This window comes from Desulfosporosinus sp. Sb-LF (genome assembly GCF_004766055.1).
Classification (GTDB): domain Bacteria; phylum Bacillota; class Desulfitobacteriia; order Desulfitobacteriales; family Desulfitobacteriaceae; genus Desulfosporosinus.
This window is the reverse complement of sequence record NZ_SPQR01000003.1, coordinates 75,052-91,624: the sequence shown is the minus strand read 5'-3', so window position 1 is coordinate 91,624 and position 16,573 is coordinate 75,052. Positions and strand designations below refer to the sequence as shown.

Below are 16,573 nucleotides of genomic sequence, written 5' to 3'. Positions count from 1 at the left end.
CGGTATGGATTTAAACTATATAATCGCCATCCTTGCGGCTGGAGTCGTTGCAGGCACACCGATTTTATATGCTTCTCTGGGTGAAGTCATTGCCGAGCGTGCCGGCATCCTGAACCTAGGCGTTGAAGGCATGATGCTCGTGGGGGCTGTTAGCGCTTTTTACGTAGGCACCTTTACAGAAAACAAATGGCTTGGCCTGTTAGTTGCTTTGATCGCGGGCGGACTTATGGCGCTAATTCATGCTGTTATCACCATCAATTTCCGGGCGAATCAGGTAGCGAGCGGACTTGCACTGACTATTTTCGGTACGGGACTGTCCGCCTACCTTGGACGTGGCTTGGTGGGAATTCCGCCCACTTCGACCTTTAAGGCAGTTGCCGTCCCGGTGCTCTCCCAAATTCCTGTGATTGGTAAAATCTTTTTTAATCAGGACATTATGGTTTACCTCAGCGTGATTCTGGTTGCCATACTGTGGTTTGTCTTTTACAAAACAAAAGCGGGGCTTCTGCTCAGGGCAGTGGGTGAAAATCCATCGGCAGTAGACGCTCTGGGGCACAACATCTTTTTCGTCCGGTATGCTGCTGTTATTATCGGAGGGATGCTTGCCGGCGCGGGTGGTGCCTATCTATCGCTAGCCTATTCTCCCTCCTGGATTGAAAACATGTCGGCTGGCCGCGGTTGGATTGCGGTCGCACTCGTCATCTTCGCCGTCTGGGATCCGAGCCGTGCCCTTCTGGGCGCCTGGCTGTTCGGTGTCATTGCTTCACTGGGTCTGCATCTTCAAGCCCTGGGCGTCATGATTCCGTCCAATTTTCTACAAATGCTGCCTTATCTTTTTACATTTATTGTCTTGGTCTTTACCACACGCGAAACAAAAAACAGACGTTCGGGAACACCTGCTGCCCTCGGAATTCCGTATTCGCGTGAGGAACGCTAAGACCTCTTATAAACGAGTTCCCAGGTTGCACTCTATAATCTCCCAACGTGACTCTATTACTTAATTGCGGGTGAGACAAACAACTGAGGAAATGACAAGAAGTGAGCCAACAGGATTAGATAAAGTTGGCTCCTTCGGTTGTGCGCCCCTATAGCCTTTCTAAGCCTTACATAAGTATATAATTGAGTCTGAATTGCGGTATATATCTTTTTCATGCATTTGAAATTAAAGGAGTGTAGACAATGCGAACCTACGAAGAAATCAAGACCGTACTTGAAGCAGGGTTAAGTATCATCGATTGCGACCTAAAGCTTGAAAATGTTAATCTGGTGAATGTCTACTCATCGCAGATATATCCGACCAATATCTACATTAAAGGGAAACGAATTGTTTCAATTGATCCAAAGGCTGAATTAAAAGCTAAAAAGACTCTAGATTGTGGCGGAATGTATGCCGTGCCAGGTTTTATCGATGGGCATATGCACGTTGAAACAACCCTTCTCTCACCTGAGGCCTTGGCGAATGTCCTTGTACCACAGGGTACAACCACAATTATGGCTGATCTCATGGAAATTGCCAATGTGGCAGGGATTGACGGTGTAAAAGCATTGGTCAATTCTATTACTACGCTCCCTTATCGAACCTTTATTCAGGTATCCTCTAGAGTACCGACTGCACCTGGTCTGGAGACTACGGGCGGTATACTTGGCCTTGCTGAAGTTGAAGAAATATTAAATTGGACAGAAAGTATTAGCTTGGGCGAATTAGATCCGTCAAAGGTTCTTACTATTAAAGAAGAATATCTTAAAAAAATTGCTGTCGCCTTGCAACACCGAAAGATCGTTAATGGTCATGCTATTGGCCGTGCTGGACAAGAGCTTAACGTATATGCAAGTGCAGGAATGTCTGATGACCATGAGTGTGTTACGTATGAACATCTGATAGAGAGAGTGCAATTAGGAATAACCGTAATGCTTAGAGAAGGTAGTACAGAGCGTAATGTCGAGGAGCTTATTAAAGGGGTTCTCAAGCACGGCTTGAGCCACGAACATTTAATTTTCTGTACGGATGACAAACATGCCATCGATATCCGTGAAGAAGGTCATATTAACTATAATGTGAATAAAGCAATTTTGCTAGGGATGCCGCCAATGCAGGCCATCCAAATGGCAACTTTGAATTCCGCAAGGCATTTCCGTTTAGAAGACGAGATAGGGAGTATTACCCCTGGTAGGCTGGCCGATATTTTACTCGTTAAAGACTTATCCAACATCACCCCGATCAGGGTTATTTATGAGGGGAAGGTTGTTGCTGAAAATGGTCGTCTCGTGGTGGAAAGCAAACAAAGGAACTACCCTGATTGGATCAAAGAAACCATTAAACTCAAGACGCCCGTCATAGCTAATTCATTTGCTGTACCAACTCAAAGTCAAGGGTCGACAACCCGGGTGAACGTGATACGGATTTATGACGACCAAATTATTAACGAGTGGGACGAAGAAGAACTAACTATAGCAAACGGACAAATCCTTAGTAACCTAGAAAAGGATATACTTAAACTATCTATAGTTGAACGTTATGGCAAGACCGGAGGGGTTGGGATTGGCTTTGTTAAGGGATTCCGCCTGAAAGAAGGGGCATTAGCTACATCCATGTCTCACGACCATCATAATATCGTCTGCGTCGGTACTAATGACGAAGATATGGCTTGTGCCGCGAATGCGATTCACAGGCTGCAGGGTGGTATGGTTGTCGTTAAAGAAGGACAGGTCATAGGCAAAATGGAACTGCCGATCGGCGGTCTAATGAGTGAGAAACCGGCTGAGATCGTGATTAAAGAGCTTGAAAACGTTAATTCGGCAGCTCGACAGTTGGGATGCCACCTACCATCCCCGTTTATGACGCTTTGCTTTATTTCATTACCTACTGTTCCCAAGCTAGGATTGACAGACTTGGGGTTAGTCGATGTGCTTAATCATAAGTTGATTGATGTGGAAATATAACAAAAAATCCACAAGAGATTTCCTTAGAACTTAGCGTTAATCGTGTCATAGATCTTTGGATCCTCAGCACTTAGGTTCCAGATACAAATCCCTCGGATGTCGTAGTTGTTGACTAGGTCCAATCGGGTGCCGAAATAGATTGAATCAACAAACCATACTTCATGGATGATGCCGCTGGTGTCGGTATAGGTATAGTGGGGACCCAGTAAATGTCATCACCTATTTCGCTTGGCTAAGAGAAAATCCTTTTTGCTTTAACACTATGCTATTCTATGCACCCACCTTATCTCTATTTCCATCTCCTTTGCCCTCTTTGACGCTAAAACGCCAACCATCAATGAATGGTTGGCGTTTTAGGTATGTATTAGGAATTTTGCGAGGTTTAGTGGGCCTGGTCGAGCCTTTGCTTGATTTCCATAAGGAAGTCTCGTGTAGTTACAATCTTCTTATTAGTCACCTCAGACAGTTCTGCTAAATCTTTGGTCATGACCCCGTCTTCAATGGTTTTAATGGAAGCTGCTTCTAGCTTATCGGCAAAGGCAATAAGCTCTTCGAGCCCATCAAGTTCAGCGCGTTTTCTCAAAGCTCCGGTCCAGGCAAAAATAGTGGCCATGGAATTGGTCGAGGTTTCTTCTCCCTGGAGGTGTTTGTAATAATGCCTAGTAACCGTACCGTGAGCAGCCTCAAATTCATGATAACCGTCAGGAGATACTAACACTGAAGTCATCATGGCTAGGCTACCAAACGCAGTGGCCACCATATCGGACATGACATCCCCGTCGTAATTCTTGCATGCCCAGATAAAACCACCTTCTGAACGGATAACACGGGCTACAGCATCATCTATTAGAGTGTAGAAGTACTCAATTTTGGTTTCCTCAAACTTTCGCTTGTATTCTTGGTCGTAAATGTCCTGGAAAATATCCTTAAAGGTATGATCATACTTCTTGGAAATAGTGTCCTTAGTGGAAAACCAGAGATCCTGCTTGATGTCGAGGGCATAATTGAAGCAGGTCCGAGCAAAGTTTTCTATGGATTTATCGATATTGTGCATTCCTAGAATGACCCCTTTGTCCTGGAAACTGAAGATGGTTTGACGTACCTCACCATTCTCTCCAGTAAACACAAGCTCAGCTTTACCTGGGCCCTCTACTCTATATTCAATGTCCTTATAGATATCACCGTAGGCGTGCCTGGCAATAGTAATAGGCTTTTTCCAGGTTCGTAAAAAGGGTTTAATGCTGTCTACAATGATAGGTGCCCGAAAAACAGTTCCATCTAGAATGGAACGAATAGTAGCATTAGGGCTTTTCCACATCTCTTTGAGGTTATATTCTTCAATTCTTTGGGCATTGGGCGTGATGGTCGCACATTTAACAGCTACGCCATATTTTTTAGTGGCAAGGGCGGAATCGATTGTAATTTGGTCGTTAGACTCATCCCTTTTCTGCAGTCCCAAATCATAATACTCAGTTTTTAATTCAACATAAGGTTCAATTAGAAATTCTTTAATCCACTTCCAAATGATCCTGGTCATTTCGTCCCCGTCCATTTCCACTAGGGGGACATTCATTTTAATTCTAGTCATTAAAAGTTTCTCCTTCCTAATCCTAAAGGTATTATAACCCTAATTCTACACGAAACTTGTTCAGTCCTTCATTTATTAATAAATGATTCTTGCGCACTAGTGTAGGTAAAATAATGGAATCTATAAGGAGGATTTCCCAATAATTTAAAGAATAGGATAGGAATATGATGTTTGATGGATTATTAAGACCAAATATCGTACCAAATCCGGTTTAGGCGTTGATGTTTTGCGCCTTGTTAAACATTAGAACTGGTAAAATTACAGGGAGGCAAAAACATGGATTTTGAATTGAATTATTCTCATGCCTTTGCTTATCGAAAGATTATTGTAGATGAAGGTGGCCTTCCGATAGATTATGAATTTGTTGAAGTGAACAAGGCCTTCGAAAACTTAACAGGTTTAAAACGTGATTTTGTAATCGGGAAAAAAATCAACGATATTTTACCAAATTATGCAACCGATAAATTCGATTGGATAGGTGTCTACGGAAATGTTGCCCTAACAGGTATTTCTACATCATTTGAACAGTATAGTGAAGCTTTTGGTCGATGGTATCGCGTTGAGGCAGCTTCTAACGAACATGGTTTTTTTGCAACGATATTTAGTGATATTTCGAGTCTGAAACAAAAGGAACAGGAATCACTCGCCAAAAATGAACAACTCGGCCAGCTATATGAGGAAATTTCAGCTACTGAAGAAGAACTAAGACAACAAATGGTAGAGTTAAATCAAAGCACTCAACTCCTTAAAGAGAGTGAAAGAAGGCTAAACCGAGCTCAAGCGCTCGCTCATGTAGGAAATTGGGAAATTGACTTAGCAACCAAGACAGTGTGGGCTTCTGAAGAAACCTTCAATTTGTATGGACTTAATAGAGAAACCCCCTTTTTGTCACTGGAAAGTATTCAAAAGGTGGTACATACAGAAGATCGGGCTCAGCTTGATCAAGCTCTAGAACGTTTAATTAACGAAACTGCGGAATACAACGTTAATTTCAGGATCATTAAAGCAAACACTTCTGAAGAAAGGTATATGCATTCGGTAGCAGAACTGGAATATGGTCACTCAAGAAGGCCTGTCAGAATCTTAGGCGTTATTCAGGATGTTACGGCAAGTGTTCTTTCTGAATTAGATTTAAAACGAAAGAATAGAGTGTTAAGGAATTTGTATGAGGAATTGACAGGAACAGAAGAAGAATTACGTCAACAATTTGATGAAATCATAACTAATAAGGCGATCATAGAACTTAGTGAAGAACGTTATAAAACGCTTGTGAATAATTCCCCAGATGTCATTTATAGTTGTGACTGTGACGGAGTGTTTACTACAATTAATAAAGAATTTTCCGAAGTTATAGGTTTACCTGAAAAGGAAATTATTGGAAAGACTATAAACGAAATTCAAAGAGATTCTGCTTATATCGAAGAATGGCATAACCAATTTTCAAAAGTTATTAATAAGGGAAAAGTTAACTCTTTTATTTACAAATATGAACGGAAAATTGGAAGTGGTATTGGTTATTATAATGTAACGCTATCCCCTATTTTTGATTCAAGTCGAGAGATCATTGGAGTAATAGGAACAAATCATGATATAACCACTTTAAAGGAAAATGAGCGAGTCATCAAGCATATGGCTTATTACGACTTTTTAACGGATCTTCCGAATAGAGTTCTTTTTTTAGATAGATTAAAGAGCGCAATTGCATTATCTGAAAAAAATGCGACTAAAGTTTACGTTGTATTCCTCGACCTAGACGACTTTAAAAGAGCAAATGATACATTAGGACATGTAACAGGGGATGGAGTTTTAATCGAAACCACAAAAAAGTTGCTAAAATGTATTAGCAAAAAAGATATCCTTGCTCGCTTAGGCGGGGATGAATTTGCCCTGTTGCTTGACGATGCTAAACAGCAAGAGTGTATAGTGTCCCTCTTAGAAACAATAAAATCAAGTTTTCAAGAATCCTTTAGGGTGAATGATCACATAATCAATTTAACAGCCAGTATGGGAATTTCAAGGTATCCGGATGATGGGGAAACAGCTGACGAACTTATCAAAAACGCAGATACAGCCATGTATAAAGCTAAGGAAGTTGGGAAAAATGGTTATCAATTTTTTAATCTAAAAATGAAAGAGGATCTTTTACTAAAAACAAACATTGAAAGACTATTAAGAAATGCCATAATAAACAATGATTTTGTATTGCATTATCAACCTCAATATACGGCCCAAACGGGAGAACTCCGTGGGTTTGAAGCTTTAATTCGTTGGAATTGTCCTGAAATGGGATTCCTTAATCCCATGGAATTCATACCTATAGCCGAAGAAACAGGCCTGATTATTCAGATCGGTGAATGGGTTATAAACACGGCGAGTCGAATTTGTAAAGAGTTAGAAATTAAATATGGGTGTGACCTGGTTATGGCTATCAATATCTCGCCGATCCAATTAAGGCAAAAGGACTTTAGCGAAACGGTGATGCAGGCCCTTGAATTATCAGGGCTAAAGCCGACCAGTCTGGAATTAGAGGTTACAGAGAACATTTTTATAGACAGCTTTGATTGCGTTGTCAATAAATTGAGAAATCTAAAAAAACTTGGAGTGAGAATCGCACTTGATGATTTTGGTACTGGATATTCATCGTTAAATTATCTGCGCAAACTCCCCATTACTCTGTTGAAAATTGATAAAGCTTTTGTGAAAGAAATTGATTCTTTAGATCAGCATAACGGGTTAACAGGATCGATTATTGCTTTGGCCAGTAAGCTTAATATCAAAACGATCGCTGAAGGGGTTGAAACGTTAGAGCAACTTGACTACTTGAGTAGGGCAAATTGTGATTATTTGCAGGGATTTTTACTTGAGAAACCAGTACCGAAAGATTTACTAGGCAGTATTATTGAAAAAGGCAGTTTGAGAGAGTTCCTTTTGTGATTTTAATCTAATTTTAAGGCTCCCACTTTTATAAGTGGGAGTTATTATTTCCATCGGCGCTGCTTGATGAAAAACCTGTCACACCAAAAATATGATGCATTGATAAAGGAAGTTGATAGCGAAATGTATAAGGATATTCCGAGTGTAAACTAGGAAACCTAGCAATAATAAAAGAGATTCCAAGTCTGTATTATATTTTGTAGAAGGAAAAAACAAAAGGAGAAAGTTATTGATGACAGACATTGAAAGACCGGATGAATTACAGCGCACATTAAAAAACCGACACATCCAAATGATTGCTTTGGGTGGAGCCATCGGAACCGGGTTATTCTATGGGTCAGGAACCACGATTAAATTAGTTGGACCAGGAATCAGTTTATCATATATTATCGGGGGAATTGCCGTCTTCTTTATCATGCGGGCTCTCGGGGAGATGTCCGTTGATGAACCAGTTTCAGGTTCTTTCAGCCACTACGCTTATCGTTATTGGGGAGATTTTGCAGGCTTCTTTTCAGGTTGGAACTATTGGTTTTGTTATGTTGTCGTGAGCATGGCTGAACTAACGGCGGTTGGAGCATACATTAACTATTGGTTTCCGTCTGTTCCGACGTGGCTATCAGCCTTAATGTTTTTAATTTTCATAACGATAGTTAACTTGATCAATGTTAAAACCTTCGGTGAATTAGAATTTTGGTTTTCTTTTATTAAGGTCGTGGCCATTATTGCGATGATTTTGTTTGGGCTGTTAATTATTTTCTTTGGGATAGGAAATAATGGCCAGCCAATTGGACTCAGTAATTTATGGGCTCACGGAGGGTATCTACCAAACGGACTTTGGGGGTTACTCTTATCCCTTGTAATAGTCATGTTTTCTTTTGGGGGGGTTGAGCTCATTGGAATCACTGCAGGAGAGGCGGATAATCCAAGGGTATCCATTCCGAAAGCGATCAACCAAGTCGTATGGAGAATCCTTATCTTTTATGTTGGGGCCTTATTGATTTTGACCATCATTTATCCCTGGAATTTAGTCGGGACGACAGGCAGCCCCTTTGTAGAGATTTTTTCCAAAATAGGGATTCCAGCGGCTGCAGGGATACTTAATGTGGTGGTCTTAACCGCAGCCTTGTCAACCTATAATAGCGGTTTGTACAGTAATGGCCGGATGCTTCATAGCTTAGCACTTCATGGAAGCGCTCCGAAAATGTTCGCCCATCTCAGTAAAACTGGAACTCCAGTAAATGGTATTGTCTTTTCTTCTGCCCTTACCTTAATCGCAGTTGCCCTCAATTTTCTTGTCCCAGGGAAAGTATTCTTGTATTTGCTCTCCGTAGCGACTATCGCGGTCATTTTTAACTGGATCATGATTTTGATTACTCATTTGAAATTCAGGCGTAGTAAGCAAGAAATAGGGGAAGTGGAAAAGCTGAATTTCAAGCTTCCACTCTACCCCATTTCGAACTATATAACGTTAGCATTCTTAGTAATGGTTATTGCTTTGATGGCGTATTTACCTGACATGGTTTATGCTCTATATATTGGACCTATTTGGATTCTGATTATATTTATTGGGTATAAATTACGCGCTAGGGGGCAGTTTTAACTTTTAGTCAGTATCGGCTCTCCCGTGGGGTTTGTCCGAGAGGTATGTAAAGCAGCTAGAAGCCGTTAACAAGTTGTCGAGTTTAATAAGCAACAAAAAGCAATGTGATATGAAGTTGGCTTTTACTATAGGACCGCTAATTGGAATTCGACAAGGCTGGAAGCGATAAGCTCCCAGCTTGTTCGAATTCCAATTCCTTTGCAATCAATTAGATGATAAGCATATTAAGTAGAGGCTAATTCTCCCAGTGTTACCTCAACTTGTTTCGTTTGTCCATCTCGAATATAGGTTATGGTTACTTTATCCCCAACATTATTTTTATAGAGTTCACGAATAAGGTCAGAAGAATTTTGAACAAGACCATCATTGATCTTGGTGATGACATCCCCCTGTTTAAGGCCAGCCTTAGCTGCTGGTCCATTTAGTGTCACACCTGAAATGTAGGCCCCTTGGGGCTTATTGTTGCTTTTAGCGTAAGTGTTATATTGATCGTCTGTGCTTACTAAAAGAGCTGGATGTTTAGCCACACCTGAATTGATCAACTGTTGCAGTGTTGGCAGGGCATCTGAAATCGGAATAGCGAAGCCCATTCCTTCAAAGCCTGTTTCCGCGTATTTGACCGAGTTTATGCCAATGACTTGTCCTTGATAATTAACGAGCGGTCCACCACTATTTCCAGGATTTATGGCTGCGTCCGTTTGAATTAAATTGTAACTTGCTTCACCTTGGAGTTCCAGGGTGCGATTGGTTGCGGAGATGACCCCCGTAGTCACAGAACGTGCAAATTCTTCTCCGCCAGGATTTCCGATAGCGACCACAGATTCGCCAACTTCGACTTTTGAAGAATCTCCCATTTTAACTGCTGTGAGGTTTGTTGTATCCGAAATCTGCAATACCGCAAGATCTGTGCGTGGATCAGCGCCAATTACTTTCGCGTCAAGATTACGTCCATCACTCAAACTGATAGTGATTTTTTGTGCGCCGTCGATCACATGATTATTTGTCGCAATATAGCCCTTTTTGGCATCAATGATAAAACCAGTACCGCTTCCAGTTTCTTGGAGACCGGAGTTCCCTGAAAAACTTCGACTAGATTGGAGATTAGACACACCCACTACGGCTGGACCAACATTCTTGGCAATTTGTGCTACTGGGAAATTAGTTTCGGTGGCAGTGAGATTCGCAACCTGTGTAAACGAGGAATTGGATGTTTGCATTGCTGTGGATGTAGTAGGATAAATATGGGGAATCACGGCAACTGTAGTAAGTCCACCGATAAAAGCGCTAATCACACAGAGGCTAGCAAAGGCAAAAACTTTATTTTTAGGTTTATTTTGAGCCATCGATTGTTGTGTGCTGGTCAGTATTTCGATTTCCTCTTTGTCACTGCTTGTGTCAGCAGAGGGGTTGTTATTGTCATTGAGTGAGTGGATTTCGTCAGTCATAATTATATCCTCCTTGTTCCTACTTAATTTAGTCACGATCCCTAAGGAATTTGGCAAATAGGCCTCGAGCTCGGTGACTACTTCCTTAAGGATATCCGAAACATGTTAAGGTAAAAGGTGCAAATTATGATAGTTTATTGTACTTTAAGTTGAGATTCTGTGAAATGGAAGCTCTTTCAAGGAAGAGTAGGAATAGATTGGGGTAATTAATGAAGGGAGTTATTGGATTAAGGCTAATAATAAAAGGGCGTAACTAAACTCTTTTCAGTTTGTTACAACCCCATTCTGTTCGGAAATCTCATATATATAAGCGGATTATCCACCACTTTGTAGGTGTAATCCGCTTTTTTAGGACAGCGCTCTACCACCTTGGAAGGATCTTAAGTCTCATTACGCCCTTTTGTTAAGGAAGGCCCTTCCGTGTTTAGTAATGCTGCCCATTTTCATAATAGCGTGCTTCTTCCAATATGGTAAAGATTATGTCTACGTTTGGATAACCCGCTTCATTAATCAATCGGCTGATTACTTGGGCTACTTGGTCTTGAATCTCTTGTCCACGGTCAAACCATGCTATTTCTACAAAGGGATATCCTCGGACAACTTCTCCATCCATAACAAAGGTCGAGTGAATCACCTCGAGGGTGAAATAGTCCCGTGGAGATTGGGTCAACATTGCAAGTTCGTCAATCAACGGTTTACTTAGTTTGCGAATCTTTTCTGTTTCAATTCCACGAATCTTTATCTGGGGCATCGTCAATCCTCCTGCGTTGGTTAGTGTAAATTGTTCCTATGGCTTAATCTAGTTGTTTACTTACTGATGCAATAGTTGATTTTGGCTTAGTCCTTGGGTAAAGGGTTTTTGTAATAGTTATAGAGGCCATGGAAGATGGCTACAGCAATATTTTTTTGGAAAGTCGGATTTTTTAATCTTGCTTCTTCATAGGGGTTGGAAATGAAGGCAGTCTCGAGCAAAATGGCAGGCATGGTTGCCTTGCGTAAAACATAAAATCCAGCTTCTTTAAGCCCACGGCTCTTGGTTTTTACTGTGTCGATTACAGCGGATTGGATACTGTTAGCCAGCTGTATGCTCTCAGTTTGCTTAGGATTTACTTCGGAGTAATAGGTTGAAGTGCCTTGAATATCGGGACTGCTGTATGAGTCATTATGGATGGATATAAATAAATCTGCTGTGCTTTTATTAGCCAAGTCCATACGGGCTTGAAGATCCTCTTCTTCCGAATAATTGGAGGCAGGAGATGTATCGTTGTTTCGAGTTAAGATAACCTTTGCTCCTGCTTGTTTTAAGATATCATTTAAGGTGAGCGCTATTGCCAAGTTGTTGTCTTTTTCATACGTATGGTTAGGACCGACAGCGCCTGTATCAGGTCCCCCATGTCCAGGATCTAGCATAATTGTCTTGCCGGATAAGGCGTTAGCGGGAATTCCCTCAAAGGGATTTATGAGTACTTCTTTAGAGGGATCATAAGTTGTTTCAACTGGGGGGGTACCGCTAGAAGGTGGGGTAGTATCGCTAGACGGGGGAGGGGTAATGATGTCGCCACCTCTTGAAGGTTGTGTGGGTTCTTTGATTTCTGAGGGTAGTGGGGGGAAGTCTTTAAGATTATCGTTATAGTTAGAAGAAGCTTTTCCCTCAATAATAGTTTGTGTTTTAGAACTAATAATACCCGTTCCGCCTAAAATATAAACGGTACCATTAACACTTAAATCTAGATTAGGCGTCGTAGTGGAGTTGCTCATAGAGCCCAGAGTTACATAGTCTGCAGAAACCCAACCAGTTTTTGACTGATAGGTCGTTTTGTACCAGTGGTTTTCCTGGTTGATAAGGTCAATAGTCGTGTCTTTCGGAATCGTCACAAGTAGTTTTCCTGTGGATGAGGGAGTTTCTCTAAGATTTAAGCCCCCTGATGCAGTAATGTGTCCTTTAGTTAAATCATTGTTTACATTATCACTTGTGCTTTCAACGGGGGGTTCAATTTTCATATGATTTCGCATGAGGCTATAAACAGAGGGCGGGATATCTTTTTGTTCTGTGATTAAAAGGGGAGCCTTGAATTTTGAAGCCAGGACAGTACCAGCTACGGCATCAGGAAATGTAATGCCAGAGGCTAAGAAAAGATCATTCGATTCATAGACGTCTTTCATATAAGACGTGACTTTAGCATTGGTTTCGTAACGGTCCAGCCCGCCCAAACGGGTTTCAATGGTAAAATTGTTTTTCGTTAACTCTTTGGAAGGAACGACAACTTCTCCGCCAATGACGATTATGTGCTTAGGACTAGTTTCATTTAAGTATCCTATGACAGATTCGGGAAGGGTTGTTGATGTAAGGACGATGGGGATTTGTTTAATACCTGCAAACGTTGCCGCTGATAACGCATCAGGAAAATCATCACCGTTGGCAAGAATGAGTGAATCGCTCGATAAATGTTTAGCGAGAAGGATGGACGTTTCATAACGATCCATTCCACCGATTCGCTCCCATTCCAACGATGATTCTTCAAGTTCCTTTTCTATAGAAAGGTTCAAACAGGCGGTTCCACCAAGAAGAACGACATTTCGGGGCTTCAACCGTTGCAGTTCTTTGACAACACGTGGGTCAATAGAGTTCCCTTTGGTCAGAAGAATTGGAGCATTCAAGCTAACCGCAAACGGTGTTGCGGCGATAGAATCCGGATAATCGGAGTTTTCGCATAAAATCACCGTTTGAGCTGAGTCCCATCCTTTTTGCGATATCTTAAGAGCCGTTTCGACCCTATCCTGTCCGGAAATTCGCTCCGTTGAGTAAACTAAGGGGCTCGCCTGTGTTATAAATGGCGTGCATAAAACTACTGAAAGCGAAGTAATAATCGATAAAATAATCTTTTTCACAAGCTCCATCCCTTTCATTTGGCACTTTAGGTCGATTATACCATAGAATTTAAATCTATTTTAATGAAATTAGTGAATGCATAACAGGTTAATTTGACTTAGCCCGAATGGAAATATTTTGGCATAAAAATAAGATGTATCGGCTTTTAATGCGGATAATAGCTTATATACTAAAGTTTAAAGTTTTATTAACACTACCTTAATAAATAAGGTGTATTATTAAGGTAGCGGGTGCTAATTCGTTTTGGTGCGCCATATATATCCGAGACGAATAATCCATCTTTCAAGCGTCGGGTCCGATAAGATTCATTTCTTCTTCAAGTGAATGCCTAAATTAAAAAGGAGGCTGAAACGATGACCCATCAATATAACTATGACGTTTTGAACACCAAAGAGGCTACATATTACCTCGAAGTATCAAGTTTCAAATTCAAAAAACTTATTAAGGAAGGGCATTTGACTCCACAGGTTTGGACGGTTCGTAGCGGGAAAGAGGTCCATTTCTTTGACCCCAAGGAGTTGACTAAAGTTAAAAGGATGTTAATCAAGGAAGGGTATCGCTATAAGTACGCCTAAGATTTTTAATTGGACGTCCTCGTAATTTGAGCTGTATAGTTTCTTGATAAAGGTATAAATAACAGGCATAACTTGCTGAGGGTCTGTTCCTTGATAATATGGGAACAGATCCTTTGCCGTCTATTTATCAAGAATTGGTAAGCCCTCTTGGAAGCCGAATTGTCTAGCATATGTTCGTCTTGAAAGTATTGATCGACTGATATACTATGTATGTATAGGAATGAGAAGTGCAGATATATCTTTCTTAAATAAGCTCCGTCCTTATCGGTCCGAGGAATTCGGAAGCGTTGAAGTGCTTTTTTGAGCAAACTCAAAACTACTATAAAAATAGACATAGAAAGGGCGGACACGAATTTGATAATCACTGGCGCAGAGGCAATCATAGAATCTTTAAAAAATGAAAACGTAGACGTGGTTTTTGGCTATCCCGGTGGGGCAGTGTTAACGCTTTATGACGCTTTGTATACGTCGAATTTTAGACATATTCTCACAAAACATGAGCAAGGAGCGGTCCATGCAGCTGACGGTTATGCCAGGGCTACTGGAAAGGTCGGGGTTGTCATTGCCACTTCCGGTCCAGGGGCAACTAATTTGGTGACTGGAATTGCCACAGCCTATATGGATTCTATTCCCTTAGTTGCGATTACTGGTCAAGTTTCTGTTCCGTTAATTGGAAGAGACTCCTTTCAGGAGGCAGATATTCGGGGGATCACGACCCCTATTACGAAACATAACTATTTGGTAAAGAAGGTTGAAGATTTACCGGGGGCACTTAAAGAAGCCTTTTATATTGCCCGCACAGGGAGGCCCGGACCTGTGGTTGTCGATATTGCTAAAGATGTATTCGCCGCTTCGATCGATTATCAATATCCGACAGAGGTCAAGTTACGGGGGTATCGCCCTATATATGAAGGGAATATGGAGACCATCAATCAAGTCTTTGCGGAATTGAAATTAGCCCGAAAGCCTCTTATTTTTGTAGGCGGAGGAGTCAATCTGTCCGATTCGTCTGAGGCCTTGAGAGAGTTTGTTGAACAGACAGGGTTTCCAGTCATCTCATCCTTAATGGGTTTGGGTTGTATACCGTTTGATCATCCCCAATACTTAGGGATGGTTGGAATGCACGGGACCTATGCGGCAAATGTGGCGACCACGGAATGTGATTTGCTTTTAGGGATAGGGGTTCGTTTTGATGATAGAGTCACTGGACTTTTGAGTGATTTTGCCCCAAAGGCCAAAATCATCCACTTTGACATTGATCCAGCTGAAATTAACAAAAATGTCTTGGCCCATCTGCGTGTTATTGGAGACCTAAAATGGTCGATACCTGCTTTGTTACACCGAGTTAACGACGTTTCTGAAGTGTTAAAAGAACAAGTGCATTCTTGGACCGAGCAAGTTGTTCGCTGGTATCAGGAAAATCCGGTAACTTATCCTCAGGAAGCTGACCTTGTGATGCCACAGACGGTTGTAGAGAAAATCAGTCGGTTGACCCAGGGGGATGCTGTGATCGTGACCGATGTTGGTCAACACCAGATGTGGACAGCTCAATTTTACGGGTTTACAAATCCACGTTCGTTTCTGACATCAGGTGGGCTTGGTACCATGGGATATGGTCTTCCCGCCGCTCTGGGAGCACAGTGTGGTTTACCGGATAGAGCAGTTATCCTCTTTGTTGGTGATGGTGGATTTATGATGAACTGCCAGGAACTTGCGATTGCGGCTGATTATAATTTTCCAGTTAAAGTCCTTATTTTAAATAATCAGACCTTGGGGATGGTCGCCCAATGGCAAAGAATGTTTTACGGTGGACGATATTCACATACAAACATCAAGGGACATACTGATTTTGTGAAATTGGCTGAAGCGATGGGTGTTAAAGGGCTAAGGGTGACAAAACCGGAGGAACTTGGCACCGTCCTTGAAGAAGCATTGGCTACTCCCGGTCCTGTGGTCGTCGACATTCGGACTCCAGAAATGGTGGATGTATTGCCAATGGTTCCGGCAGGTGCACGATTGGATCAGATGATTATGGGAGGTTAATAGCATGAAACACACACTTGCCGTTTTAGTCGAAAATAAACCGGGGGTTTTAACTCATATTTCCGGACTGATTAGTCGTCGGGCTTTTAATATCGAAAGTATAGCAGCCGGATATACGGAAGAACCTGATACCACTAGGATTACAATTGTGGTTGAAGGGGATGAGATCGAGCAGGAACAGGTTGTCAACCAATTGTCAAAGTTAGTAGATGTTATCAAGATTAGTGACCTTACAGCGGTAGAATCGATCCAGCGTGAGTTAGCTTTAATTAAGGTTAAAGCAAGTGTAGAGACACGTTCGGATATCATTAATATTGTCGATATTTTTCGGGCAAGCATTGTCGACGTTAATCGGGAGACGATGGTGATAGAACTTTCAGGTGATGAAACAAAGATAGATGCTCTATGCCAAGTACTAGACGATGACCATGGAATTATCGAAATTGCACGAACGGGGAAGATCGCTCTTTCACGGGGTCCAATTCCAGCCAAGGATCAATGAGCATCAAATTGAATGTTATTACACTTGATAAAAATAATGAAGCCCTCGACGATAGT

Annotated in this window: 11 protein-coding genes; 7 read left to right on the top strand and 4 right to left on the bottom strand. The window is 41.5% G+C overall.

The features are described 5' to 3' along the window. Positions 1–4: 4 nt before the first annotated feature. Both E4K68_RS05130 and ade read left to right on the top strand, forming a co-directional pair. Positions 5–937, top strand: a complete 933-nt coding sequence (locus tag E4K68_RS05130) for an ABC transporter permease (protein ID WP_135377799.1) — start codon at positions 5–7, stop codon at positions 935–937. A gap of 242 nt (positions 938–1,179) precedes the next feature. Beyond that, the gene (gene ade, locus E4K68_RS05125; protein WP_135377797.1) at positions 1,180–2,940 is read left to right on the top strand and encodes an adenine deaminase; all 1,761 of its coding nucleotides are present in this window, start codon (positions 1,180–1,182) and stop codon (positions 2,938–2,940) included. 382 nt (positions 2,941–3,322) lie between these two features. On the opposite strand, the gene E4K68_RS05115 is transcribed toward ade, so the two are convergent. Then, entirely contained in the window at positions 3,323–4,528 is a 1,206-nt protein-coding gene (locus tag E4K68_RS05115; RefSeq protein ID WP_135377795.1) for an NADP-dependent isocitrate dehydrogenase, read from the bottom strand. A gap of 276 nt (positions 4,529–4,804) precedes the next feature. On the opposite strand from E4K68_RS05115, the gene E4K68_RS05110 reads away from it, so the two are divergent. Then, positions 4,805–7,462, top strand: coding sequence for an EAL domain-containing protein (locus E4K68_RS05110; RefSeq protein ID WP_135377793.1), 2,658 nt, complete (start codon positions 4,805–4,807; stop codon positions 7,460–7,462). Positions 7,463–7,694: 232 nt separating this feature from the next. Next, positions 7,695–9,062 carry an amino acid permease gene (locus E4K68_RS05105; protein ID WP_135377791.1) on the top strand — a complete coding sequence of 456 codons (1,368 nt, stop codon included), beginning with the start codon at positions 7,695–7,697 and terminating at the stop codon, positions 9,060–9,062. A gap of 224 nt (positions 9,063–9,286) precedes the next feature. Here the strand turns inward: E4K68_RS05105 and E4K68_RS05100 are convergent, their stop codons facing one another. The 3 genes from E4K68_RS05100 to E4K68_RS05090 all read right to left on the bottom strand — a co-directional run bounded on the left by E4K68_RS05100 (position 9,287) and on the right by E4K68_RS05090 (position 13,405). After that, the gene (locus E4K68_RS05100; protein WP_135377789.1) at positions 9,287–10,507 is read right to left on the bottom strand and encodes a trypsin-like peptidase domain-containing protein; all 1,221 of its coding nucleotides are present in this window, start codon (positions 10,505–10,507) and stop codon (positions 9,287–9,289) included. Between the two features lie 424 nt (positions 10,508–10,931). Continuing rightward, entirely contained in the window at positions 10,932–11,258 is a 327-nt protein-coding gene (locus E4K68_RS05095; RefSeq protein ID WP_135377788.1) for a DUF1904 domain-containing protein, read from the bottom strand. A gap of 86 nt (positions 11,259–11,344) precedes the next feature. Next, a complete protein-coding gene (locus tag E4K68_RS05090; RefSeq protein WP_199241701.1) occupies positions 11,345–13,405 on the bottom strand; it encodes an N-acetylmuramoyl-L-alanine amidase in 2,061 nt (686 codons plus the stop codon). 345 nt (positions 13,406–13,750) lie between these two features. Here E4K68_RS05090 and E4K68_RS05085 point away from each other — a divergent pair, with 345 nt between their 5' ends. The 3 genes from E4K68_RS05085 to ilvN all read left to right on the top strand — a co-directional run bounded on the left by E4K68_RS05085 (position 13,751) and on the right by ilvN (position 16,517). Continuing rightward, positions 13,751–13,972: a hypothetical protein gene (locus E4K68_RS05085; RefSeq protein ID WP_135377784.1), complete on the top strand. Its 222-nt coding sequence runs from the start codon at positions 13,751–13,753 to the stop codon at positions 13,970–13,972. Positions 13,973–14,326: 354 nt separating this feature from the next. Continuing rightward, positions 14,327–16,015, top strand: a complete 1,689-nt coding sequence (gene ilvB / locus E4K68_RS05080) for a biosynthetic-type acetolactate synthase large subunit (protein ID WP_135378119.1) — start codon at positions 14,327–14,329, stop codon at positions 16,013–16,015. Between the two features lie 4 nt (positions 16,016–16,019). Next, positions 16,020–16,517, top strand: coding sequence for an acetolactate synthase small subunit (gene ilvN, locus E4K68_RS05075; protein ID WP_135377782.1), 498 nt, complete (start codon positions 16,020–16,022; stop codon positions 16,515–16,517). Positions 16,518–16,573 lie beyond the last annotated feature (56 nt).